We start from the raw sequence: 21,660 nt of genomic DNA on the forward strand, positions 1-21,660 counted from the left end.
CTCAGGATCAGGGTGCTCCGGCATGCGGCATGCCGCATGCCGGAGCAGCCGTTGCGAAATGATCCTGCGCGGATGCCGAGGCGGCCGTGGCCACCACTTCCAGGGCGGCGGGACGGGATGATTCGTGTCGCACGCCGTAGGAATGCCCAGGCCGGCGTCTCATGTGGTGGGACGCCACACTTCAACCGCCTGCTGTGCGTGCAGCACCCATGAGGGGCTTGCCGGGGCTGTTGGCCCGTGGACCGAACACCCAGGTCTTACGATCCCGGAGCTGATGGTGCTGGTTGCGGTCGCCGGTCTGCAGGGTCCAGCCGTCGGCCCCACCGTGTCGGTGGCGAGGGGGAGGCTGCCCAGGAACCAGCGGCCTCCTCGTCGGAGCTGAGCACGTTCTTGCCGTAAAGATCCTGCAGCCAGTTGGTCTGGTAAATGGTGTCGAGGTAGCGCTCGCCGAGGTCCGGGCCGACGGCCACTGCGGTGAGTTCGTGTGCGTCATGCAGGGCCAACCAGTCCGTTGCGCCGCTGACCACCGTGCCGGTGGAGCCGCCGAACAGGAATCCGCGTCTGGCCAGACGATGGCAGGCACGGATGGTGTCCGCCTCCTCGACGCGTATCACCTCATCCACATAGGACTCGTCGAGCAGTGGCGGGCGCATGCTCATCCCCAGGCCGGGAATCATCCGGCGGCCCGGCGAACCGCCGAAGGACACCGAGCCGACGCTGTCCACCGCGATGATCCGCACCGGTCGGTGCCACTCCCGGAAGTAGCGCGCGCAGCCCATCAGGGTCCCGGTGGTGCCGGCCCCGACGAACAGTACGTCCAGCTGCGGGAACTGACGGGCGATTGCCGGCGCTGTCCTGCGATAGTGCGCCTTCCAGTTGCCCGGATTGGTGTACTGGCTGAGCCACACGTACCGGTCATCGGAGGCGCACAGCGCGCGGATGTAGTCGAGCCGCGCGCCGAGAAAGCCTCCGTTTGCCTTCTGTTCGGCGATCACGTGCACCTGGCTGCCCAACGCCTCCATCATCATCCTGTTCGACAGGTTGCCGCGGGAGTCCGTCACGCAAAGGAACCGGTAGCCCTTGCTCGCCGCGATCATGCTCAGCGCCACGCCGAGGTTTCCGGACGAGGACTCGACCAGGATCGATTCCGGCGTCAGGATTCCATCCCGCTCAGCGGCCTCCACCATCTCGGTCGCGGCCTTCAACTTGATCGAGCCGGCGAAGTTGAAGCCCTCGCACTTCAGGAAGAGCGAGTGCCCGAAGATCGACCGGAGGTCGACATAGAGCTGCTCTTCGTTGAACGCGTAGGGAACGGAGATGACGGGCACGATGGTCTCCTCTATCTGGAGCAGAGCACTTTCGGAACGCCCAGCCGACCGTGGGCTGGCTTCTCGCTTGTGCGGGCCGGAGCCTGTGTCCAACCAAGCCGGACGGGGCCCTGTGTCAGCGGCCGCTGTCTCGTGCGTCCTGACCTGCTGCGACTTGACCGGTGAGCTCTCCTGGGAGCTGCCCTGGAGCAGCCTCCCTTGCTTTCGGCCGACTTATCCGTACCGGCTCAGTTCGTGGAAGAAATCGTCGACGACGTGCAACTCTTTGCTGCGGACCACTTCGTCGTAGACGTACTTGCCCACAGCGAGGTCGAGCACCCCGAGGCCGAAGGGCGAGAACACCACCGGCCGGTCCGCCGGCACCGCCACCCGCCCGGCCATCACGTCGTCCAACGTGCCGTGCAGGAAGTCCCGGCTGCCCGTGAGCTGCTCGGCCAGATGCGGCGAGGTGTTGGCCTTCAGACAGTGCTCGATGTCATCGACGAAATTGGTCGAGGCGAGCAGGATCTCCGGCGCGAGGTCGCGCAGCGACACGTGCAGCACCAGCGGATTGTGTGTGAACCATGACAGGTCGCTGACATGCGGCTGACCGGCGACAGTGGCGAAGACCACCAGGTCGCTGTTTCGGATCAACTGCTCGGCGCTGTCGTGCACGGTGATCCGGCCGGTGGTGCCCGACTGCTCCAGGTAGCACCGGAAGCCTGCCGCGCTGTCGGCGGACAGGTCGTGCACGCCGATCTCGTCGAACGACCAGCCATTGCCGACCAGGAAGGTGTGGATGTAGCGCGCGATCAGGCCCGCTCCGAAGAACCCGACACGCTTCGGTCGCGGCCGGTCGCGGCTGAGCCAGTCGGCCGCCGACGCCGCCGACGCCGCCGTTCTGGTGGCGCTGATGATCGAGCTCTCCAGACAAGCGAACGGGTAGCCGGTGTCGTGGTCGTTGAGGATGAGCACGGCCGAGGCCCTCGGGATGGCGGCCGTCACGTTCTCCGGGAAGCTGGAGATCCACTTCAGGCCGTCCACCCGCACCTCCCCGCCGATCGAGGCGGGCAGCGCGATGATCCGGGAGGACGGGCGGTCGGGGAAACGCAGGAAGTACGACGGCGGGTTCACCGAATCACCGGCGCCGTGCACCCGGTAGGTGGCCTCGACCAACTCCACGATCCGTTTCTCGCGTCCGTGCAGCGCGCGCCGGACCTGAGCACCGGAGATCACCGCGAATGGTGGCACGGCGATCGGCGGGGCGAGCGCGGACTCCGTTGCGGTGGAACTGAGGGTGGTCATCCTGCGATCACCTCGATGGTCGGCGAGCAGTCGGCCAGACGCGCCGGGTCGGCCATGGCGACGAGCACTTCGCGCGGCCCTTCGAAGGGCTCCCTGCTGTGCGCGGTGCGGACGTTGTCGACGAGCATCAGATCGCCGGCCTGCCAAGGCTCGCGTGCGGTGTTGGCCTCGTAGACGCTGTTGAGCAGCTGCACGACGTCCTCGCCGATCGGGTCGCCGTTGCCGTAGCGGGTATTGAACGGAAGCCCGTCGGCGCCGTAGACGTCCACCAGGTACTCGCGCACCTCGGGGGCCATTGTCCACTCGTTGAGGAAGGCGATCTGGTTGAACCAGCAGCGACGGCCGGTGACCGGGTGACGCACCACGGCGCTGCGGCGCTGCGTGGTGCGCAGTCCACCGTCGGGCTGCCACTCGAACATGATCGCGTTGGCGCGGCAGTAACTCTCGACGGCGCCACGGTCCTCGGTGCCGAACGCCTCGGCGATGGATGCCCCGATCTCGTCGTTGTAGCTGCGGGTGAGCAGCCAGCCCTGCCGCTCGAACCGCTCGGTCAACTCTGCGGGCAGCGCGTCGAGCACGGTCGGTGAGTCGGCCACCGCGGTCGCCCCGCCGTCGGTGGGCGCGCTGAGACAGGCGAACATCATCAGGCCGGGGAACTCAAGCGTGTAGCTCAGTTCATGATGCATGCACATCGGCTGGTTCGGCGGCCACTTCGATGAGGAGTACACGCCGTCGGAGTAGGTCTGCCGGGGCGCGAAGACCTCCTTCTCGGTCATCAGACCGGTGGCCAGCCTCGCGAAGACGGCGCCGGTCTCGGCCGCGTTGCGCAGCCCGAGGCCGCGGACCAGGACCGAACCGTGCTCGGCGACGACAGCGCGCAGCGCGTCCCGGTGCTCGGCCGCCCAGCTCGGCGCGTCGCCGGTGGCATCGGCCCGCAGGAGCGGAGGTTTGCCGGGTTCAAGTTCCACGTCGACCAGCGACGCCGTGGATACGGACGACATCTCGATTTCCTTTCAGTTGCCACTCAGGAGGAAACGAACAGTTCGGCGGCGCGCAGTACGGCCTGCGCCGTCTCGGCCGGACGGGTGCGCAGGAAGTAGTGGCCGCCGCCGGCGAGTTCGTGCAGGTCGACCTGCTCGGCCAGGAGCTGCCAGTCGCGGTACCGGCGCCGGTACTCCGACGTGTTCGGGTCGTCGGAGGCAACGACCACGGTGACCGGCGCGGACAGCTTCGGCGCCGACGGGCTGTCCAGGGCGTCGGCGAAATAGCGGTGTGCGCAGAGGCAGTCATGCCGGTAGGCGGCACCGACGTGCTCTGCGTGCTGCGCATCCAGCTCACCGAGTTCGGTGTACCCGCCGTCTGCGCTCAGCTTCGCGGCGATCTCGGAGTTGCTTCGCGCGGTCAGCTCGGTGATGGTGGCGCGCCGGTCGGCGGCGTCACCGAGCAGCTGCGCGCCGAGGAATACCCGCTGGACGTCCACCCCGCGCTCCTGCAGCTTTCGGGCCGTCTCCACGGCCAATGCGGTGCCCGAGGAGTGGCCCCACAGCAGGACCCTGGTCAGACCACGCCGGATGATCTCGACGACGACCTGCTCGACCACCTGTGTCATCGGCGTGAACGGCTCGCTCTGCCCGGCCACGTCGTGACCGGGCAGCTCGACGGCGTAGACCGCCGGCCCGTCGGCCGACAGCGCCGTGGCCAGCGGCTGGAAGTTCACCGCGTTGCCGCCGGCGTAGGGGAAGCACACCAGGGCAGTGGCCTGCGCACCGTCCGATTCCGACAGTGACTGAAGAAGCCCGGAGCGCTGCTCGGACCGGCCGTCGACCAGCCCGGCCAGATCGGCAAGGACCGGGTGACGGGTGACGTCGTTGAGGGACACCGCACGGTTGAGGGTGATCGCCAGCTTCACTGCCGACAGCGACGTGCCGCCGCGCTCGAAGAAGTGGTCCCGCCGTCCGATCTGGTTCTGGGGGATGCCGAGCACCTTCGCCCATGCGGCCGCCAGTTGCTGTTCGGTCGGCGTATCCGGCGCGTGGTAGTCGTCCTGGACGATGTCGAGTTCTCCGGCGAGCGCCCGCAAAGTCTTCCTGTCGATCTTGCTGTTGGCCGTCAGCGGCAGACTCTCCCGCCAGTGGAAGGCCGACGGGACCATGTACTCGGGCAGCGACTGACCGAGCCGGTCCAGCAGTACGTCCACCTCGAGTGGCCGCCGACCGGAGTAGAACGACACCAGGTGCTTGCTCTGGTCGGCCCGCTCGGCGACGACCACTGCACCGTCGCGAACACCGGGCACCTGCAACAGGGCGTTCTCGATCTCGCCGATCTCGATCCGGAAGCCACGAATCTTTACCTGGCTGTCCCGGCGGCCGAGAAACTCCAGCTTGCCCTCGGGATGCCAGCGGCCGTAGTCGCCGCCCCGGTAGAGCCGGGCACCCTCACTGTGCGGATCGGCCAGGTAGGCCTGCCGGGTGAGCTCGGGGTCGTTGACATATCCGCGGCCGACGCAGACGCCGGAGAAGACGATCAGACCGGGAGCGCCGAGCGGCACCGGGGTCAGGTGCTCGTCGACGACGTGGACGCGCACGTTGTTGACCGCGGGACCCAGCAGGACCCGGTCTCCGTCGGGCACGCGGTCCATGACCTCGTGGTTGGTGTCGTCCGAGGTCTCGGTCAGCCCGTAGGCGTTGACCAGCTTGATCTCGGGCTGTACGGCGAACCAGCGCTGCACGAGCTCCTTCTTCAGCGCCTCGCCGGTGACCGACACGCACCGCAGGTCCGGCAGTTCGCGAGGGTGCTCATTCAGGAAGGACACGACGACGTCCAGGTAGGAGGGTACGACCTGGAGGACAGCGACCCGGCCGTCGACGATCTTGTCGACGAACCGCTGGACGTCCAGGATCACCTCCTGCTCCACCAGCAGGGTCCGCCCCCCGACCAGGAGCCCGGACACCAATTGCCACAGCGAGATGTCGAAGCACTGGGGTGCGGTCTGGGCGACCACCTGTCCCTCGCCGATCTCCAGGTCGTCGATCTTGGCGTAGAGGTGGTTGAGCATGCCCGCGTGCTCGCACATCGCGCCCTTGGGCTCACCTGTGGAGCCGGAGGTGAAGTAGATGTAGGCGAGCTGGTCCGGTGCGACGCTCAGGCCCAGATCATCGTCCGCGTGGTCTTCCTCATAGGCTGTGCCGACGAGGAGCTTCTGGACCCCGGACAGCGAGTCGAGGGCCTGGTCGAGCGTGGAGGTGCTGCCGGGTTCGGTCAGCACGAGCCCGCAGGCGGCACGGGAGAGCATGGACGCGAGGCGATCGGCCGGGAAATGCGGCTCGATGGGCAGGTACACGCCGCCGGCCTTCAGGATTGCGAGGACGGCAGCCATCCAGTGCAGGTTGCGCTCGGTCACCACCGCGACAACACCCTCGGGGCGCAGCCCCCTTGCCAGCAGGGCTCGTCCCACCCGGTTGGCACGCGCGTTGAGTTCCCGATAAGTCAGCTGTTGTTCCCCGTGCACCGCCGCGACGGCGTCCGGGTGTGCCGCCACCCGCTGCTCGAACAGTTCGTGCAACCGGCGGTCCGGCAGCTCCCGGCGCGGACCCGCGAGCCCTTCGAGCTGGAAGCGGAGTTCCTCGGCACAGAGCAGGCTCTGCCGCCCGTGTTCGGCGTCCGGATCGGCGGCGATCAGCGCGAGTGCGGTGAGGTGGTAACCGGCGACCCTGACGGCGCAGTCCGTGTCGAGCGCGTCGGTCCGATACCGCAGCCGCAGCACGAGGTGGCCGCCGCGTTGCGAAAATCCCACCCGCAGCACGGTGCTACCGGCGAGTTCGCCGCCCAAGCCATGCGGATCGAACACGGTCTCGAACGACGGTTCGGCCAGGCCCAGTTCCCGCCTGAGGTCATCGACCGGAAAGTCCTTGTGCAACAGCAGATCCGACGCGACTCGATGCGTATCCAGCAGCAGCTTCCGCCACGAGTCGGGTTCGGTCGTCAGCGGGCAGGGCAGCGGCCGGCCGCCCTCCACAGCGACGTAGCCGGTCACGATCTCGTGCTCGCCGGACAGCGCGGCAAGTACCTTGGCGTGCGCGGCCAGCAGCACCGAGTCGAGCGGCACCGCCAGGTCCTTGGCCAACCGGCCCAACGCTGCCACGACGTCGCCCGGGATCGTCGCCTCGTGTTCGCCGAAGCCCGTCACCGGATTGAGCGTCCACCGCGGGATTGCGGTGAATCCACCGGCGACGAGCACGGCGCGCCAGAACTCCCGGTCGGCCTGCACTTGCATTCCCATCTGGTCGTCCCTCTCCATTCACCGTCGCCACTGTGCTGTTCAGCGCCGACAAGGGCGGGGCTGCTACCCCTTCCGTGTCAGCGCCTCGGGCTGATACGGGGCATCCCGTAGTTCCGTGGCGGGGTTTCCTCCCCAGCGCGCATGCTGGGGGACTTCCTCGCCCTTCATGAGAAAAGAGTCGGGCGCGAGCACCGCGCCGGCGCCCATCGTCACGCCGTAGTGGACGTGGGCTCCCACACCGATGGTGCAGCCGGCCTCGATGGTGCTGTGATCCGACTTGAAAGTGCCGTCCTCCTGCGAATGGCACTGGATCTTGCTTCCCGCATTGAGCGTGCAGTCGTTCCCGATGATGGTGAGCGTCCGCTCCGTCACATAGCAGCCGTCGTCGAAGACCCTGCTGCCGAGCCGGACCCCCAGCATCCGCCAGATCACGTTCTTGAAAGGGGTGCCGTTGAAGACGTCGAGGTACGTGTCAGGCACCTTCCAGAGGCGCTCGTGCCACCAGAAGTACGGGTCGTAGATGGAACACAACTGCGGTCGCAGCAGGCGGAATGCCGCGATGCCGCGCTCCACCAGTACGAAGTAGACAGCGGTGAACCCAAGGCTGAACACCAGGAACACGGCGATCAGCACAGGCCCGTAGGAATCGTAGAGATCGACGTTCGCCAGGCCGAGCAGCGTGAGTACGAAGAAGTGCAGCCACCGCACGAGCAGGAAGAAGACCATCGAGCGGATGTTGTAGCGGTTCTTCGCGGCGAGGCTGGCGCGCAACTCGTCGCCGGTCCGCAGATGGTCGAACCGGGAGTCGCGCTCGACCGACCGGGGAATCTCGAAGCACGGCGAGCCGAGCAGACCCACCCCCTCGCGCACCTCGCCGTCGAGCGGAATCATCACCTTCGTCGCGAGGAGGCAGTTCTCGCCGGTCCTGGCCCCTGAGGGATAAGCGATGTTGTTCCCCAGGAAGTTGCGTGGTCCGATCGAGGCCCGGGACACCCGGAAGGACGTGCTCGAGTAGTCGGCGTTGACGATGGAGAGCCCGTCAGCGACCATCGTTCCGCTGCCGACGGAGCACAGATACGGGGTCTCGTGCTGCACCTCTGTGCCGAAGTTCGACCCGGTCTGCTCCACCTGGGACAAGTCGTATCCGAGGCCGCGCAAATAGTGGACGATGTAGGAGCTGTCACCGAACAGCCACTTGAAGAACTTGATGTTGGTCATGCGCCCGATCGCCCGGTGCGCCGAGTAATGAAACCCGTACAGCGGATAGACCTTGTCCGGCTTGACGACCAGGTTCAGCAGGCGCGGAACGGTGAACAACAGGGCCAGGCCCACAACGACGAAGCCGAAGAACAGCACGAAGGAAAGGACCAGGGCGTCGATGTAGAGATCCGGCGATGTGAACCCCACTGCGCCCGGACCCAACCGGTTGTGCAACGCCGGAACCAGGGACACCAGCATGTATGCGCCCCCGACAGTCAGCGGCACGTAGAGGAAGAACAGCTGAAGCACGGTGATGAGGCCGAAGCCGGCCCGGCGCAGTGTGCCGCACTCGGCCGGCCCGATCCTCAGGTAGTCATGCTCCGTGAGCTGTGCCGGGGATCCGTGCCAGCGCTGGCCGTTCGGGATCGCCTGTCCGCTGTACAGCGTGGACGTGTGGCCGAGTTGTGCCCCGTCGCCCATCGACGTGTCGATGTCGAGCACGGTCTTCTCGCCGATGAACACGTCCCGGCCAAGGGTGATCCGGCCGGTCTGGATACGGCCGGCGTGCGCCCGGTAGCAGAGGAAGAACGAGTCCTTGCGGATCACCGTGCCGGCGCCGATCGTGAGCAGGTCGGGGCAGACCGGAACGCTTCGGGAGAGGATCGTGACATCCTTGCCGATCCGGGCGCCCAGGGCTCGCAGGTACAGCACGTACAGGGGATTGCCGACGAAGAAGATCATCGGGTTGGCGTGGATCAGCACCTTGACGGTCCAGAAGCGCAGATACGTCAGACCCCAGACCGGGAACTCGCGCGATTTCCACCGGCCGACGAGGAGCCATTTGGCCACGATCGGAAAGGTGCACAGACCGACGAAGCCGACGCCGCCGAAGACGAACGATCGCAGGTAGATGTCGGTCACATCCGAGGCGGCGGAGACCCATGCAAAGCCTCGGTCGGTAACGAGTCCGGCGAGGAAGGAATATCCCAGGAAAAGCAGGAACTGCAGCGTTCCGCAGAGGGCGTACTGCACTGTTCCGGCTGGGGTCACCGCCTCGGTCGACGCCGGGACCGACGACGCGACAGGGGTGGGCGCGGCGTCCGCGAGCCCCGTCGCCAGGCTTCGGATCGTCGGGTACCGGTAGATGTCCTTCATCGACGCTGAAGGGAGGTCCGGCTGCTTCCTGACCCGTGCGCAGAAATGGGCCATCACCAACGAGTTGGCGCCGAGATCGTCGAAGAAATGGCTGTCGACCGACACCCGTTCGACGCACATGACGTCAGCCAGCACCTCGGCGAGGTCTGTCTCGATGCTGGTCGTCGGGCCGGTGTATCCGCGCATGTCGATCGCAGATTCATCTGGCCCGGGCGCCAAGACGTCGATGGATTTCTCCTCCATGCGAGCTCCTTGAGGAACTTTCGAGTGTCGTCGTCCATTACGGTCGGCGCCCACCTGTACTCGCGCTATTCGATGGCCGGAGCGAGTGGTCCGGAAGTCACGAGGCCGGGATCCGTCGTCCGATTCCCAAACCGTCGCCTCAGTCTTAGCTGTCTACCGTCGGGCTGCCACTCGAACTCGATCGCGCCGGTGCGGCAGCAGCTCTCGATGGCGCCAGGGGAGTTCTCGCTGCCGGACGCCTGGCGTCGGGAGCGAGGGGCGCTCGCCGCTCGGTCTGCGGCGCCACCGCCGGTCAATCCGTCGGCTACACCGTCCCGACCTGGCTTCCCCGGCCTGCTCGCGGACCGGTACTGCGCCATGAGTGTGGCCGGACGCCCGTGCAGCGGCCGGTCTGTGCGTCCTGGCCCGCCAAAAGAGGGCGACCCGGCCCGCGGGGTCGCGGGGATACGTACAAGGTGGTCGGGAGCGATGCCGAACGCGCCCGCGGTCGGCCTAAGGTTGGACCGACCGGCACATGGGGGCGGCGTCGCGGGGCTGGGCACGCATATCTGCGGCGTTGTCGTCAATCACCATGGCTCAATCCTTCGCCTCGCAGCTGCACGTATCCGGCCCCGCTCCTTCTCCCGCCCCCATGTGCCGGTCGGTCTCAGTTGTCCCGCAGTCATCATGAAGGAGTGCGTACATGACGATCTCGCTCGGTCTCGGTCTCCCGCAGATGAAGCAGTACGACATCGGCCGCGATGTGGCCACGGTGGCACGCGCGGCGGAGGAGGCAGGTTACGCGAGTCTCTGGGTCTTCGAGCGTGTCCTGTTTCCCGAGCCCGCCACCCAGGGGCTGTACGGCGTACCGGGGCTGCCGTGGCCCGACCAGTACCGCAGTGTCGCCGACCCGCTCGTCACGCTCGCGCTGGCCGCCGCGGCCACCGGCCGGGCCCGGCTCGGCACCAGCGTCCTGGTCGCGCCTTTGCACGTGCCGTTCCAGCTGGCCCGTTCGCTCGCCTCGCTCGACGTCGCGAGCAGTGGGCGAGTGATCGCCGGCCTCGGCACGGGATGGTCTCTGGACGAGTATGCGGCCGCGTCCGTCGCGCCTTTCGAGAGGCGTGGTGCGGTCCTGGACGAGCTGCTGGACGTGTGCGCGGCCGTCTGGGGCCCGGACCCCGTCTCCTACGAGGGCGAGCTGACCACCATCGCCCCGTCCGAGGTCGGCCCCAAGCCGGTGCGCCCCATTCCGGTCTATCTGCCCGCGAACAGCCCGCGCGCCACCCGCCGTCTCGTCGACCGGGCGGACGGCTGGATGCCCGTGGCCATGGGTGCCGCTCGGCTGGCCGAGGAGTGGCAGCGGGTACAGGACGTGGCCGCCGAGCGTGGTCGGGAGCGTCCGATCGACGTCTGCGCCCGTGCCAATGCGCGGTACAGCGCCAAGCCGTTCGAGGGTGCGGGCCGACAGCCCTTCCACGGGAACGTGGCGCAGATCGTCGAAGACCTGGTGGCACACGCCGAAACGGGCGTACCGGAGATCCTGCTGGATCTCCAGGGCGCGACACGCGATGCCGAGGAGCTGATCGACGTGGCGGCCGAGGTGTACGAGGCGGCGCGAGCCGCGGGCGTCTGACGATTGCGCGATGGTGTCCAGGGCCCGCTGCCCGGCGCGGACGGATTGCGGAAGCCGTTTCGCGCCGGGCCTGTTGATGTGCCCGGTCGTGCGCCTGCGTGGGTCGCAACCGTCGCTCGAAAAAGGCCCCGCCCGGTGGGCAGTGTTCCCGGTCGGGGCCGTCCGGACCGATTCTCGAGCAGTCGCCTCACGCCCGCTCCACCAGCCGCGCGGTCACGGACAGTGCCATACGCAGCGCACTGTCGCGGTCCGCTCCGCGCCGGCCGAGGACGACGCGCGTACTCAACCCGTCGAGCAGGGCCAGGAGTTCGAAAGCACGAGCCGCCACATATAGGTCCGCGGCGAAGCGGCCCTGCCGCACGCCCTCGGCGAGGAGTGATTCGAGGTCCGTGACGAGTACGACACCGGCCGAGGCGATGCCGGTGCCGGCCAGGTCCTCGGGGACGCCTCGGGCATGGCCGAGCCGCCCGCTTCTCCTCACGGACGCGATGCATCAGGAAGATGTTGCAGTCGATGCCCAGAGGATCAGTTGGGGCCGTGGCTTTCCGCCCAACGGCTCGTCGTCAAGCGGCACCTGTCAGGTCACGATGGATGATGCGGGCCGCTCCTTCGACTGTGACGACGCCGTAGTCCATGGTGCCGTTGCCGGTCGAGAGGACTGCCATGCCGTAGTCGTGACCACCGCCGGTGAAGGCGCCCACGCTGTTCACCCGCCATCCGCCGGTGGTGCGCGGCAGCCAGCCATTCTTTACGTGCACGGTTGCCGCAGTGGGCGACCCGGCGGGCACCCCCCACCTCTGGCCGGGGGTGACGCGATTCATCAGATCGAGAGCGTAGCTGCGCGAGGAGGGGGTGAGCACCGCGTTCTCCGTCGTCAGCAGCTGCATGAGCCGGAGCTGGTCGCCGGCGGTGATCTGGGTGAGGCCCCAGCTTCCACCGGACCCGGGAACGGTATGCCGCATGTGTGCCAGAGCCAGGAACTTCTTGAAGCCTGCGGCACCGATCTGGTGCCAGAGTGCGGAGGTTGAGGCGTTGTCCGACTTGGTGATCATGGCGGTGGTCAGTTTCACCTCCCGCGGAGTCAGCTTCCGGTGTGCCTCTTCGGCCTGTCGCAGCAGTGCTCCGAGAACCGAAACCTTCACCACGCTGGCGGAGTCGAATGGCGTGTCGGCCTTGAGTTCGCAGGTGGTGTTGGTGAAGCGGTCGTACAGGGCCAGCGACCATGTGCCCTGTCGCCCGTTGAGAGCACCGGCTATGTCGTGGGACAGCTCGGAGGCCAGACCCGGCTTCTTCGAGGTGCAGACGACCTTCGAATCACCGGCCGCGGCACTGGTGGTGCCGGCCGAGGCACTGGTGGTGCCGGCCGAGGCACTGGTGGTGCCGGCCGAGGCCGGGGTTGCCAAGGCGAATACGGTGAGCAATGAGCTTGCGGCCAGGGCAGTAGCCAGACCGCGCCGCGAGCAGGTCAATGTGTGTGATCCATGCATGAAGGCTGTGTCCTGTCTCGCTGTGTGCCGTGGGTCGTCTCGCAGGCCCTCGCGCGGCCGGCTGAGAGTCGGGCTTCCGCTGCGTTTGCTTACAACCGCTCAGCAAAGTGGGCCGCAGCAGGTTGCCGCCCTGGCATCTGGTCGGGCCGCGGAGAATCGATGAACGGGAGTCGGGGCTCAGCCATACCGGATCGGATCCCAACTCATAGGCCACCGCGACCATACGTGGCCCGAAATCAGCGATCTTGAATATCTGGGGCGAAATGCCCGATATAGGGGTTTTGTCGATATGTGATGTTCGCTAAATCGGCAGCCTTGAAGTGGCGCCCCCCCGGAACGCCGAGGCGGCGGGAAAGTCCACCTCTTGTCCGGGGGTGAGGGCGCGCCGGCGAGGTGCGGCGAAGGGGGTGTCGTCGTCCGCAACCGTCGACGCGCGGATCGGTCGTCCTGCGGACTTGCCGATGACGAGACGGGGTGACCGCCCTGTCCATGGCTGCATGACCACTACTCCGTTTCTCCGGCATGCAGCGGTTGAGGCATGGGTCTCCTCGGTGTCGTCAGGCACCTCGCGTGAACGAGGTCTGCGCAGGGGGTAAATGGGGATAAATCCCTGCAAACTCGAACCCCTTTACTCCGTGCAGCGGCCCATTCCTTGTTCTGGTGCGGCCGTGGGGCCCGATCGTGGCATCCCGCTCAGGTGACACCGATTGAATGATCAAAGTGGCGGGGGGTTAGCATATGAGCGCCGCCTAGCTCGAAAGATAAGCCTGTGACTGTCAATGACGACTCGTTCACCAACTGGAAGAACCGCGAAGAGATCGCGGAGTCGATGATCCCCGTCATCGGGAAGCTGCATCGGGAGCGGGACGTCACGGTCCTGCTTCACAGCCGCTCCCTGGTGAACAAGTCGGTGGTCAGCATCCTCAAGACCCACCGATTTGCCCGGCAGATCGCTGGTGAGGAACTCTCGGTCACTGAGACGCTGCCGTTCCTGCAGGCTCTCACCACGCTCGATCTCGGCCCTTCCCAGATCGACATCGGCATGCTCGCCGCGACGTACAAGACCGACGACCGCGGTCTCTCGGTGGAGGAGTTCACCGCCGGGGCCGTCGCCGGCGCCACGGGTGCCAACAAGATCGCACGCCGCGAGCCGCGCGACGTGGTCCTCTACGGGTTCGGCCGCATCGGCCGTCTCGTCGCCCGCCTGCTGATCGAGAAGGCCGGCTCCGGCAACGGCCTGCGGCTGCGCGCCATCGTCGTCCGCCAGGGCGGCAAGCAGGACATCGTCAAGCGCGCCTCGCTGCTGCGCCGTGACTCCATCCACGGCCAGTTCCAGGGCACGATCACGGTCGACGAGGCGAACAGCACGATCATCGCCAACGGCAACGAGATCAAGGTGATCTACGCCGGCGATCCGACCGAGGTCGACTACACGGCGTACGGCATCAAGGACGCCATCCTCATCGACAACACCGGCAAGTGGCGCGACCGCGAAGGCCTCTCGAAGCACCTGCGCCCCGGCATCGACAAGGTGGTGCTGACCGCGCCGGGCAAGGGCGACGTCCCCAACATCGTCCACGGCGTCAACCACGACGTGATCAAGCCGGACGAGCAGATCCTGTCCTGCGCCTCCTGCACCACCAACGCGATCGTCCCGCCGCTGAAGGCGATGGCCGACGAATACGGCGTCCTGCGCGGTCATGTGGAGACCGTCCACTCGTTCACCAATGACCAGAACCTGCTGGACAATTACCACAATTCCGACCGTCGTGGCCGCTCGGCGCCGCTCAACATGGTCATCACCGAGACCGGTGCCGCTGCCGCCGTCGCCAAGGCGCTGCCCGAACTCGACGCAAGGATCACCGGCAGCTCGATCCGCGTCCCGGTGCCGGACGTCTCGATCGCGATCCTCAGCCTGCGGCTCGCGCGCGAGACCACCCGTGAGGAAGTCCTCGATTACCTCCGCAACGTGTCGCTGACCTCGCCGCTCAAGCGCCAGATCGACTTCACCAGCGCCCCCGACGCCGTCTCCAGCGACTTCATCGGCTCGCGCCACGCCTCGATCGTTGACGCCGGTGCCACCAAGGTCGAGGGCGACGACGCGATCCTCTACCTGTGGTACGACAACGAGTTCGGCTACTCCTGCCAGGTCATCCGCGTCGTCCAGCACGTCTCCGGGGTGGAGTACCCGACCTACCCGGCCCCGGCGGTCTGATCTCGGCGGACTGTCCGATCCGGTGTCCCGGCAGGCGGGGCGGCAGTGGGGCGGCAACCGATCCCGATCGGTACCCGGTTGCTCTCCCACCGCCGCCGGCCGGCTGCCCGCAACGGGGCTCGGCCCTGGGACCGGTGGGCGGGTGAAGGCGGTGCCCGAACAGGACCGGGCGGCGGGGTCGTGCCCGGCATGGCCCGGGCCCGGTAGTGGGGAGAACTCCGCCTGTGGACAGCCGTGCCTGTCCTGCGCGGCCGACGCCGACCGGCCGTACAGGACAGGCGACAGCCGTCCCGGCCAAATCTGGGCAGGCTACTGCGGATACGGGTCGTAGCAGTCCAGTGCGGGGTGGTAGAGCACCTGCCAGGTGTCCTCCTCGACGACCCCGGTTCTGTCCAGACCGTGGCATCCCTGAATCCACACGATCTTCTTCGACATGGCTGAGCCGAAGATCCCGTCGACCGCGAGTTTCGGAACGCCGCCCCACACATTGCTCAGACACTGAGCCTGCTTCACGGACAGACCGGTGTTCACGTACGTGAGCGCCGGACGATCGGTGGAGGAGGTGTAGGAGCATGTCTCCTCAGCGGCGGCCGCATCGTGCGTCGCCGCCGCCAAGGCCCCGGCGGTCAGCAGCGCTGTGCCGAAGGCCGCACACGTTCGACGGTTCATGTCGGACACTCCTCTCCGTACGGGCATGTGCACCTGCATCCAGCATGGGGGCGCAAGCGTCGTCCCGCGCAGTCGAACCGCCGCGCCCGCGCAAGGTGCACCAAGGTCGACGTGCTGGTATCCGCTGAGCGACATTTGCCGCCCGCGGCTGGGCGTACCGGTCACGGCGCGGCTGGTACAGGGTTTCGGGGCCGCGGTGAGGCTGCCGAAGTCGATGGCTCCGATCCGCGAGGCGTACCGGGACCCGGTCAAGCGGGCCATCGCGTTCTGGGCGACGGACGATGGGCGGCCTGAGCGCATCCCCAGCGCATAACCAGGGCGTCCGCGGGCAGCCGGGACGAGCGGAGCACCACCACGAAGCACATCAAGCTCGGCGATGACCTGGACGTCACCCCGATCGGTATGCGCGGATGCCCATCAACGCGCTCCGCACCGCGCACACGCGGACAACGACGAAGGCATCCGCGCCATCCACCAAGTGCTCGGCCTGGGTGTCACCCACCCGAGGCGTGCGGCCCCTTCCTCAGCAAGGAGTTCGGGCCTCGCGGCGGCGGTGCACGCATGGAGCCCCCTCCCGCGCGAACCGCCACCGTACAACTGTTGCCTCTGTCAGCTCTCGGCATCTTCCGCGCGGCGCTCACCCTCTGCCTGGGACGGCTGGGTGCGCATCGTGGCGGGGTGCCGCTCCTCGGCCGGATTCATGTCCTCGTCCAGCCTCTCGCCCTCTGCTTGCGACGGCGTCGGGTACTCGTCGTTCTCGCTCATGGCCGCCTCCACGGTCGGGACGCGTGCATACAAAACGAGCGTAACCCGTCGCCCGGTCGGGAGCCTGGGCTGCGCGCATTGTCCTGCGCAGTCGGCCGCAAGCTGTCCGTCGATGGACATGGCGGGGAGGGGCAGGACTCAGCGGAGAGTGCTGGAGTGCTGGTGACAGGCCTTTTCCGCTTCGGACGTCCGGTCGGGCAGCACGTCCACCACGCGTCAGCGGGGGCTCCGCGCTCAGCCCCCAGCACGTGGGCGAGGAGCTCACCGTGTCCGACCGCACCTGGCCGACTCGTGCACCGCCCGGGGGCGGTGCAATGTGGAAGACGTGGGCCTCAGCGAAGGTTTTGCGGGTCTGCGGGATCCATGGCGGCCGAGTCATGCCCTGCTGGCGATTCCCGTTGTGCTCATCATCGTGATCACAGTCGTGGACATCGTCGTGCCGCAGGACATCCATCTGGGACCGCTGCTGGTCATCGCGCCCGCGATCACTGCCTCATTCGCCGGGCCTGTGCTGACCGGAGCGATCGGGGTCCTTGCCGTGGCGGCCCAGGCATACATCGGCCTGCACCTCGGCGTACTGTCCTCCCGAAACCTGATGGTGCAGATCGCCGCCCTCGCCGGGCTCTCGGCCCTGATCGTGTCCTTCTGCGTCGTACGCGAGCGGCGCAGCCGCGAACTCGCGCAGGTGCGGTCGGTGGCCGAAGCCGCGCAGCACGTCCTGCTGTGGCCGCTCCCGGACCGTATCGGCCCGCTGCGGATCGCCTGCCTGTACCTGGCTGCCGAGGACGAGGCCCAGATCGGCGGTGATCTGTACGCAACCACCCGCGTCGAAGGCGGAACCCGGGTGATGATCGGTGACGTCAGAGGCAAGGGGCTGGCCGCCGTCGGAGAAGCCGCCGTCCTGCTCGGCGCCTTCCGCGAGGCCACTTACCAGCACACCAGCCTGCCCGCACTGGCCGCGGCCCTCGAACGGAGTGTCTCCCGCTACCAGGCCGACTTCGAGCCGGAAGGCGAGGCCGGGGAACGCTTCGCCACCGCCCTGCTGCTGGAGATCCCCGACGTGGGCCGGATCAGCCGAATGACCAGCTGCGGACACCCTGCACCGCTCCTGCTGAATTCGGAGCACGCCGTCACCGTCCCGAGTCTGCACCCCGCGCCCCCGTTGGGGGTGGGTGGCATGGGGCCGACGGGCTACGCCCTTGACGTGTTCTCCTTCGAGGAAGGAGACACCCTCCTCCTCTACACCGACGGCGTCATCGAGGCTCGCGACCGAGAGGGAGACTTCTACCCGTTCGCGGAACGGGCCGCCCGGTGGGCCGAGAGCTCCCCAGAGGCACTTCTGCACCATCTGCGGGGCGACCTCCTCGCCCACGTCGGCGGACATCTGGGCGACGACGCCGCTTTCATCGCGATCCGCCGCGATCCCATCCACCAACCGGGACGCAACCACGGAGACCGCCCACCCTGACGGCTTGCGCCGAGAGGTGCTGCTGTCGCTGTTCACCCTGCTCGGGCCAGAGCTGCTGCCTCGCCTCCGGATTCCACGTTCGGCCTGGTCCGGATGTTCGCCACGTGGTCGCGCGTCCACCGGGACATGTGCGGCTTCGTCAGCCTGGTCCTGCGTCGGACCTCCGACTGACTGACCCCGGACAAGCCCCGGCGCCCCCGGTCCAGCCCTGCTCCGCCAGATCATGCAGGCGCTCCCTGGCCTCGGGGCATTCGACGAGTCGGCCGCGTCCGAAGCGGGCTCGGTCCGGACGAGCGGCTCCAGGTGGGCGCCGAGCAGGCCCTTCGGATCTCACTCGACCGGGCCAGCAAACGTGGTGACTGCCTTCTCTCCACGCCCCCGTGGCCACGCCGGAGTTGCGTGGCCACGAGGGCCATGAGTCTGTGGGAGTCGGCTCTGCCAGATCTCAGCCTGCAGGAGGAGACATGCACACTGAACGGAACGGCCGCTCGGCCGACAAGCTTTCCGTGGTGTACACGGTTCACGTCATCGAGGGCGGTGAGCAGGGGTTTCTGGACGCGTACGAGCAAGTACGGAAGTCCGTCGCCAGCGTCCCGGGACACATTATCGACCGACTGGGAGAACCCATCGACGACTCCCGCCAGTGGGTGATCACCAGCGAGTGGGAGACGCCCGACCACTTCTTCGCCTGGCTACAGGGCGAGGACCATCGCGCACTGCTGGCTCCGCTGCGTCTCTGGGTCGACCGGACCCAATCGCTGCGATACCGGGTCATCAAGGAGACCGTGGGGGTGAAGTCATGACACACCCCACCACCGGCCCCGTCGCCGTTCTCGGGCTCGGCGCGATGGGCACCGGCCTGGCCAATCGCCTTCTCGAGCAGGGCGTTCAGGTGCGGGTCTGGAACCGCACCGCGGGGCGGACCGAACCGCTCGCCCGGGCCGGCGCCGTCGCCGCAGCCCATCCGGCCGATGCCGTCGAGGGTACGAGCGCTGCCATCTGCACCGTGACCGACGGCGAAGCCCTCACCGCCGTGCTGCACGGACCGGACGGGATTCTGACCGGAGGCCCGTACCCCGGCGCCCTGGTCTGCGCCAGCACGGTCGCCCCCGAAGAGGTCGTCCGCCTCACCGGTGACATGCACTCCGTTCTGGACGTCGGCATGCTCGGCAACCGGGAGCACGCCCGCAGCGGTGAGCTGCGGCTGTTCGTCGGCGGCGAGGAACGGGTCTTCACCGCGGGGCGGCCGCTGCTCGAACTGCTGGGCAAGGAGGTCGTCCACCTGGGCGAACTCGGTTCCGGCATGCGGATGAAGCTGCTCCTCAACCTGCTGATGGGGATCGAGGTGCAGGCTCTGGCCGAGGCCGTCGAGCTGGCGGCCGCCACCGGACTCGACCGGAAGCTCGTCCTCGGCACGATCGCCGGCAGCGGCTTCGCCTCGCCCGTCATGTCGTTCAAGTCCAAACGGCTGGCAGCCGGGCGCTTCGACAAGCCCGACTTCCGGCTGAGCCTGATGGCCAAGGATCTCCTGCTCGCCGCAGACCAGGCCGCGGCGGCCGGACTGCGGCTCCCTCTCGTCTCCGCAGCCGCGCAGACCCACGTCCGTGCCATCGACCAGGGACACGGAGACGAGGACTGCGTCGCGGTCGCCCACGCACTCACACCGAACCCGGGAACTCACACGTGATCATTGACATCCACGGACATCTGTCCCCGCCGGAGGCCGCCCGACGCTTCCCCATGCCTCCCAGCCTGACCGACGTCGACGGAATGCTGGCCGCCCGCGCCCAGGCCGGGATCGACCTCACCATCATCGGCAGTCCGGTCGGCGCCGGCGCCATGGCGCGAGTTCCGGGCGTCGACAACTACGCGCAACCGCGAGACCGGCTCCGGAGATTCCACGCATGGATGTCGGGACTGATCGCCTCCTTCCCCGACCAGTTGCGCGGGTACGTGTACGCCAACCCGTTCGGCGACGACGATCACCTGGAAGGAGTCCGGGAGACGCTGGCGGATCCCGCCTTCGTCGGCCTGATCACCACCTCCAGCGTGCACGGCGAACTGCTCGGCTCTCCGCGGGCCGACTCCTTCTTCGCGCTGGCAGCCGAGGCGGGAGTGCCGGTCCTCGTGCACGCCCCGGCCGAACCGATCGGCACGGACCGGGTCGACGACCTCGGCTTCGTCGAGCAGATCGGCCGGTTCGGCGATGTCACCATGGGCATGGCCATGATCGCGTTCGCGGGGTGGCTGGATAAATATCCGGGCCTGCGGCTGATCGGCGCCACCGGCGGCGGCGCGATGGCGCTGCTGCCGGAACGCCTGCAGACGGCAGCGCGTCCCCGGCACTGGGGCGGTGGCAAGCCGTCGGCGCCGTCCTCGGCCCCGGCGCCGTCCTCCGCTCCATCGGCGGCCGACCCGGGCGGCGCACTCCAGCGCATGTATGTCGACACCAGCACGTTCAGCCCGGCGCACCTGGGCCTCAACGCAGAGGTGCTGGGGCCGGAGCGGATGCTGTTCGGCACCGACTCGCCGCCGATGTCCGTGCCCCTGGAGGAGTTCATGCGCATGATCGAGAAGCTGCCGATCGACAAGGCGTCCCGGCAGCTCATCCTCGGCGGGAACGCCGAGGCCCTTTTCGACCTGAGGAGCCGTCCGTGACCACAGTGGACGATCCGGTCGCCGCAGCCGAGCGGTGCACCCCCGAGTTCCGACGGAACCCGCACCCGGTCTACGCGAGCCTCAGAGATACGGCACCGGTCTGCCCCATGCGGCCGCCGCACGGCATCGACACCTACCTGATCACGCGGTACGAGGACGCGAGGGCGGCCCTGGCGGATCCGCGCCTGAGCAAGGACATGTACGGGGCCATGGACGCCTACCGGAGGATCTTCGGTGACTCGTCCGTGGCTCTGGACAACCACATGCTCAACTCCGATCCGCCCAAGCACACACGGCTGCGCAGGCTCGTCAGCTCCACGTTCACTCCGCGCCGCGTGGAGTCGCTGCGGCCGCGGATCCAGGACATCGTCGACACGCTGCTGGACAACTGCGCGACCCGCGAACCGGTCGACCTGCTGCCCGCGTTCGCGTTCCCGCTGCCGATCATCGTGATCTGTGACCTGCTCGGCGTGCCGCCGGACGAACGGCCGGAGCTGCAACGCCTGTCCACCACAGTGGCGCAGACAGGATTCAGCAAGGAATCCAAGCAGGCCCAGCAGAAGGCGGAGGAGAACCTGCACGCGTACTTCGCGGATCTTCTCGCGCGCAAGCGCAGCCGCCCTGATGAGGACCTGCTCAGCGCGCTCACCGCAGCCCGGGACGAAAACGGCGGGCTCACCGAGCAGGAGCTGATCTCCACAGCGTTTCTGCTGATGTTCGCGGGGCACAAGACAACCGCCTACCTCATCGGCAACGCCGTCCACCATCTCCTCACCCATCCTGCGCAGCTCCGCACCGTGCAGGAGAACCCGGAGCTGGTCGGACAGGCGGTGGAGGAGCTGCTGCGCTATGACAGCTCGGTGGAGAGCGCGACGTTCCGCTTCGCGACCGAGGATGTAGAGATCGCCGGCACGCGGATTCCGAAGGGCTCCCTGGTTCAGGTCGCGCTCAGTTCGGCCAACCGCGACCCGTTGAAATTCGACTCTCCGGACGAGTTCGACGTGACCCGGCCGGAGAGTGGGCAAAGTGCCCATCTGGGGTTCGGGCACGGCATCCACTACTGCCTGGGAGCGTCTCTGGCCAGACTGGAGATGCAACTCGCTCTCATGGGACTGTTCAGCCGTTTTCCGAGAGTGGCTCTGGCAGACCCCGTGCGTGAGGCGCCCTGGATGGAGGTTCCGTTCCCGGCCTTCCGCGGCCTCGCAGAGCTGCCTGTCGTGCTCAAGCCTGCCGTGCCGTGACCCACAGCGGGAAGGCGTCGACATCCTTGTCCGGGCCGCCTCGGAGCCTCCGGGGC

At 67.7% G+C, this 21,660-nt stretch carries 16 protein-coding genes; 7 read left to right on the forward strand and 9 right to left on the reverse strand.

Translation table 11 applies throughout. The annotated features are described in order from the left end of the window. Nucleotides 1-257: 257 nt before the first annotated feature. From sbnA to ABTZ94_RS26060, 5 genes are all read right to left on the reverse strand, one after another. Nucleotides 258-1,328, reverse strand: a complete 1,071-nt coding sequence (gene sbnA / locus ABTZ94_RS26040) for a 2,3-diaminopropionate biosynthesis protein SbnA (RefSeq protein WP_351203962.1) — start codon at nucleotides 1,326-1,328, stop codon at nucleotides 258-260. Between the two features lie 213 nt (nucleotides 1,329-1,541). Beyond that, entirely contained in the window at nucleotides 1,542-2,612 is a 1,071-nt protein-coding gene (gene sbnB / locus ABTZ94_RS26045) for a 2,3-diaminopropionate biosynthesis protein SbnB (protein ID WP_351203964.1), read from the reverse strand. Further along, nucleotides 2,609-3,613: a TauD/TfdA family dioxygenase gene (locus ABTZ94_RS26050; protein ID WP_351203966.1), complete on the reverse strand. Its 1,005-nt coding sequence runs from the start codon at nucleotides 3,611-3,613 to the stop codon at nucleotides 2,609-2,611. The genes sbnB and ABTZ94_RS26050 overlap by 4 nt, the downstream gene beginning before the upstream one ends. A gap of 23 nt (nucleotides 3,614-3,636) precedes the next feature. Next, nucleotides 3,637-6,891, reverse strand: a complete 3,255-nt coding sequence (locus ABTZ94_RS26055) for a non-ribosomal peptide synthetase (RefSeq protein ID WP_351203968.1) — start codon at nucleotides 6,889-6,891, stop codon at nucleotides 3,637-3,639. A gap of 63 nt (nucleotides 6,892-6,954) precedes the next feature. Further along, the gene (locus ABTZ94_RS26060; protein ID WP_351203970.1) at nucleotides 6,955-9,489 is read right to left on the reverse strand and encodes a Pls/PosA family non-ribosomal peptide synthetase; all 2,535 of its coding nucleotides are present in this window, start codon (nucleotides 9,487-9,489) and stop codon (nucleotides 6,955-6,957) included. A gap of 682 nt (nucleotides 9,490-10,171) precedes the next feature. Between ABTZ94_RS26060 and ABTZ94_RS26065 the strand changes: the two genes are divergently transcribed. After that, nucleotides 10,172-11,101 (forward strand): TIGR03619 family F420-dependent LLM class oxidoreductase, encoded by a 930-nt coding sequence (locus ABTZ94_RS26065; protein ID WP_351203972.1) that lies wholly within the window; start codon nucleotides 10,172-10,174, stop codon nucleotides 11,099-11,101. A gap of 187 nt (nucleotides 11,102-11,288) precedes the next feature. On the opposite strand, the gene ABTZ94_RS26070 is transcribed toward ABTZ94_RS26065, so the two are convergent. After that, on the reverse strand, nucleotides 11,289-11,582 hold the full coding sequence (locus ABTZ94_RS26070; protein WP_351203974.1) for a TetR family transcriptional regulator C-terminal domain-containing protein: 294 nt from the start codon (nucleotides 11,580-11,582) through the stop codon (nucleotides 11,289-11,291). Between the two features lie 82 nt (nucleotides 11,583-11,664). Beyond that, the gene (locus ABTZ94_RS26075) at nucleotides 11,665-12,588 is read right to left on the reverse strand and encodes a serine hydrolase (RefSeq protein ID WP_502967304.1); all 924 of its coding nucleotides are present in this window, start codon (nucleotides 12,586-12,588) and stop codon (nucleotides 11,665-11,667) included. Nucleotides 12,589-13,357: 769 nt separating this feature from the next. On the opposite strand from ABTZ94_RS26075, the gene ABTZ94_RS26080 reads away from it, so the two are divergent. Beyond that, complete coding sequence (locus ABTZ94_RS26080; RefSeq protein ID WP_351203978.1) at nucleotides 13,358-14,803, forward strand: glyceraldehyde-3-phosphate dehydrogenase; 1,446 nt, start codon at nucleotides 13,358-13,360, stop codon at nucleotides 14,801-14,803. Between the two features lie 309 nt (nucleotides 14,804-15,112). On the opposite strand, the gene ABTZ94_RS26085 is transcribed toward ABTZ94_RS26080, so the two are convergent. Both ABTZ94_RS26085 and ABTZ94_RS26090 read right to left on the reverse strand, forming a co-directional pair. Then, the gene (locus tag ABTZ94_RS26085; RefSeq protein ID WP_351203980.1) at nucleotides 15,113-15,472 is read right to left on the reverse strand and encodes a peptidoglycan-binding domain-containing protein; all 360 of its coding nucleotides are present in this window, start codon (nucleotides 15,470-15,472) and stop codon (nucleotides 15,113-15,115) included. 609 nt (nucleotides 15,473-16,081) lie between these two features. Beyond that, the gene (locus tag ABTZ94_RS26090; protein WP_351203982.1) at nucleotides 16,082-16,237 is read right to left on the reverse strand and encodes a hypothetical protein; all 156 of its coding nucleotides are present in this window, start codon (nucleotides 16,235-16,237) and stop codon (nucleotides 16,082-16,084) included. Nucleotides 16,238-16,589: 352 nt separating this feature from the next. On the opposite strand from ABTZ94_RS26090, the gene ABTZ94_RS26095 reads away from it, so the two are divergent. The 5 genes from ABTZ94_RS26095 to ABTZ94_RS26115 all read left to right on the forward strand — a co-directional run bounded on the left by ABTZ94_RS26095 (nucleotide 16,590) and on the right by ABTZ94_RS26115 (nucleotide 21,604). After that, complete coding sequence (locus ABTZ94_RS26095; RefSeq protein ID WP_502967305.1) at nucleotides 16,590-17,705, forward strand: PP2C family protein-serine/threonine phosphatase; 1,116 nt, start codon at nucleotides 16,590-16,592, stop codon at nucleotides 17,703-17,705. Nucleotides 17,706-18,169: 464 nt separating this feature from the next. Next, the gene (locus tag ABTZ94_RS26100) at nucleotides 18,170-18,508 is read left to right on the forward strand and encodes an antibiotic biosynthesis monooxygenase family protein (protein WP_351203986.1); all 339 of its coding nucleotides are present in this window, start codon (nucleotides 18,170-18,172) and stop codon (nucleotides 18,506-18,508) included. Next, entirely contained in the window at nucleotides 18,505-19,392 is an 888-nt protein-coding gene (locus ABTZ94_RS26105; protein ID WP_351203988.1) for an NAD(P)-dependent oxidoreductase, read from the forward strand. The genes ABTZ94_RS26100 and ABTZ94_RS26105 overlap by 4 nt, the downstream gene beginning before the upstream one ends. Beyond that, nucleotides 19,389-20,363 (forward strand): amidohydrolase family protein, encoded by a 975-nt coding sequence (locus tag ABTZ94_RS26110; RefSeq protein WP_351203990.1) that lies wholly within the window; start codon nucleotides 19,389-19,391, stop codon nucleotides 20,361-20,363. Before ABTZ94_RS26105 ends, ABTZ94_RS26110 begins: the two co-directional genes overlap by 4 nt. Continuing rightward, nucleotides 20,360-21,604, forward strand: coding sequence for a cytochrome P450 family protein (locus ABTZ94_RS26115; protein WP_351203992.1), 1,245 nt, complete (start codon nucleotides 20,360-20,362; stop codon nucleotides 21,602-21,604). Before ABTZ94_RS26110 ends, ABTZ94_RS26115 begins: the two co-directional genes overlap by 4 nt. Nucleotides 21,605-21,660 lie beyond the last annotated feature (56 nt).

The organism is Streptomyces sp. NPDC002785, assembly GCF_040295565.1.
Lineage (GTDB): Bacteria > Actinomycetota > Actinomycetes > Streptomycetales > Streptomycetaceae > Streptomyces.

Excerpts from the sequence above, each read along its gene's own strand:
- sbnB (WP_351203964.1), bottom strand. The coding sequence starts at position 2,612 with ATGACCACCCTCAGTTCCACCGCAACGGAGTCCGCGCTCGCCCCGCCG.
- ABTZ94_RS26050 (WP_351203966.1), bottom strand. The coding sequence starts at position 3,613 with ATGTCGTCCGTATCCACGGCGTCGCTGGTCGACGTGGAACTTGAACCC.
- ABTZ94_RS26055 (WP_351203968.1), bottom strand. The coding sequence starts at position 6,891 with ATGGGAATGCAAGTGCAGGCCGACCGGGAGTTCTGGCGCGCCGTGCTC.
- ABTZ94_RS26060 (WP_351203970.1), bottom strand. The coding sequence starts at position 9,489 with ATGGAGGAGAAATCCATCGACGTCTTGGCGCCCGGGCCAGATGAATCT.
- ABTZ94_RS26065 (WP_351203972.1), top strand. The coding sequence starts at position 10,172 with ATGACGATCTCGCTCGGTCTCGGTCTCCCGCAGATGAAGCAGTACGAC.
- ABTZ94_RS26075 (WP_502967304.1), bottom strand. The coding sequence starts at position 12,588 with ATGCATGGATCACACACATTGACCTGCTCGCGGCGCGGTCTGGCTACT.
- ABTZ94_RS26085 (WP_351203980.1), bottom strand. The coding sequence starts at position 15,472 with ATGAACCGTCGAACGTGTGCGGCCTTCGGCACAGCGCTGCTGACCGCC.
- ABTZ94_RS26090 (WP_351203982.1), bottom strand. The coding sequence starts at position 16,237 with ATGAGCGAGAACGACGAGTACCCGACGCCGTCGCAAGCAGAGGGCGAG.
- ABTZ94_RS26100 (WP_351203986.1), top strand. The coding sequence starts at position 18,170 with ATGCACACTGAACGGAACGGCCGCTCGGCCGACAAGCTTTCCGTGGTG.
- ABTZ94_RS26105 (WP_351203988.1), top strand. The coding sequence starts at position 18,505 with ATGACACACCCCACCACCGGCCCCGTCGCCGTTCTCGGGCTCGGCGCG.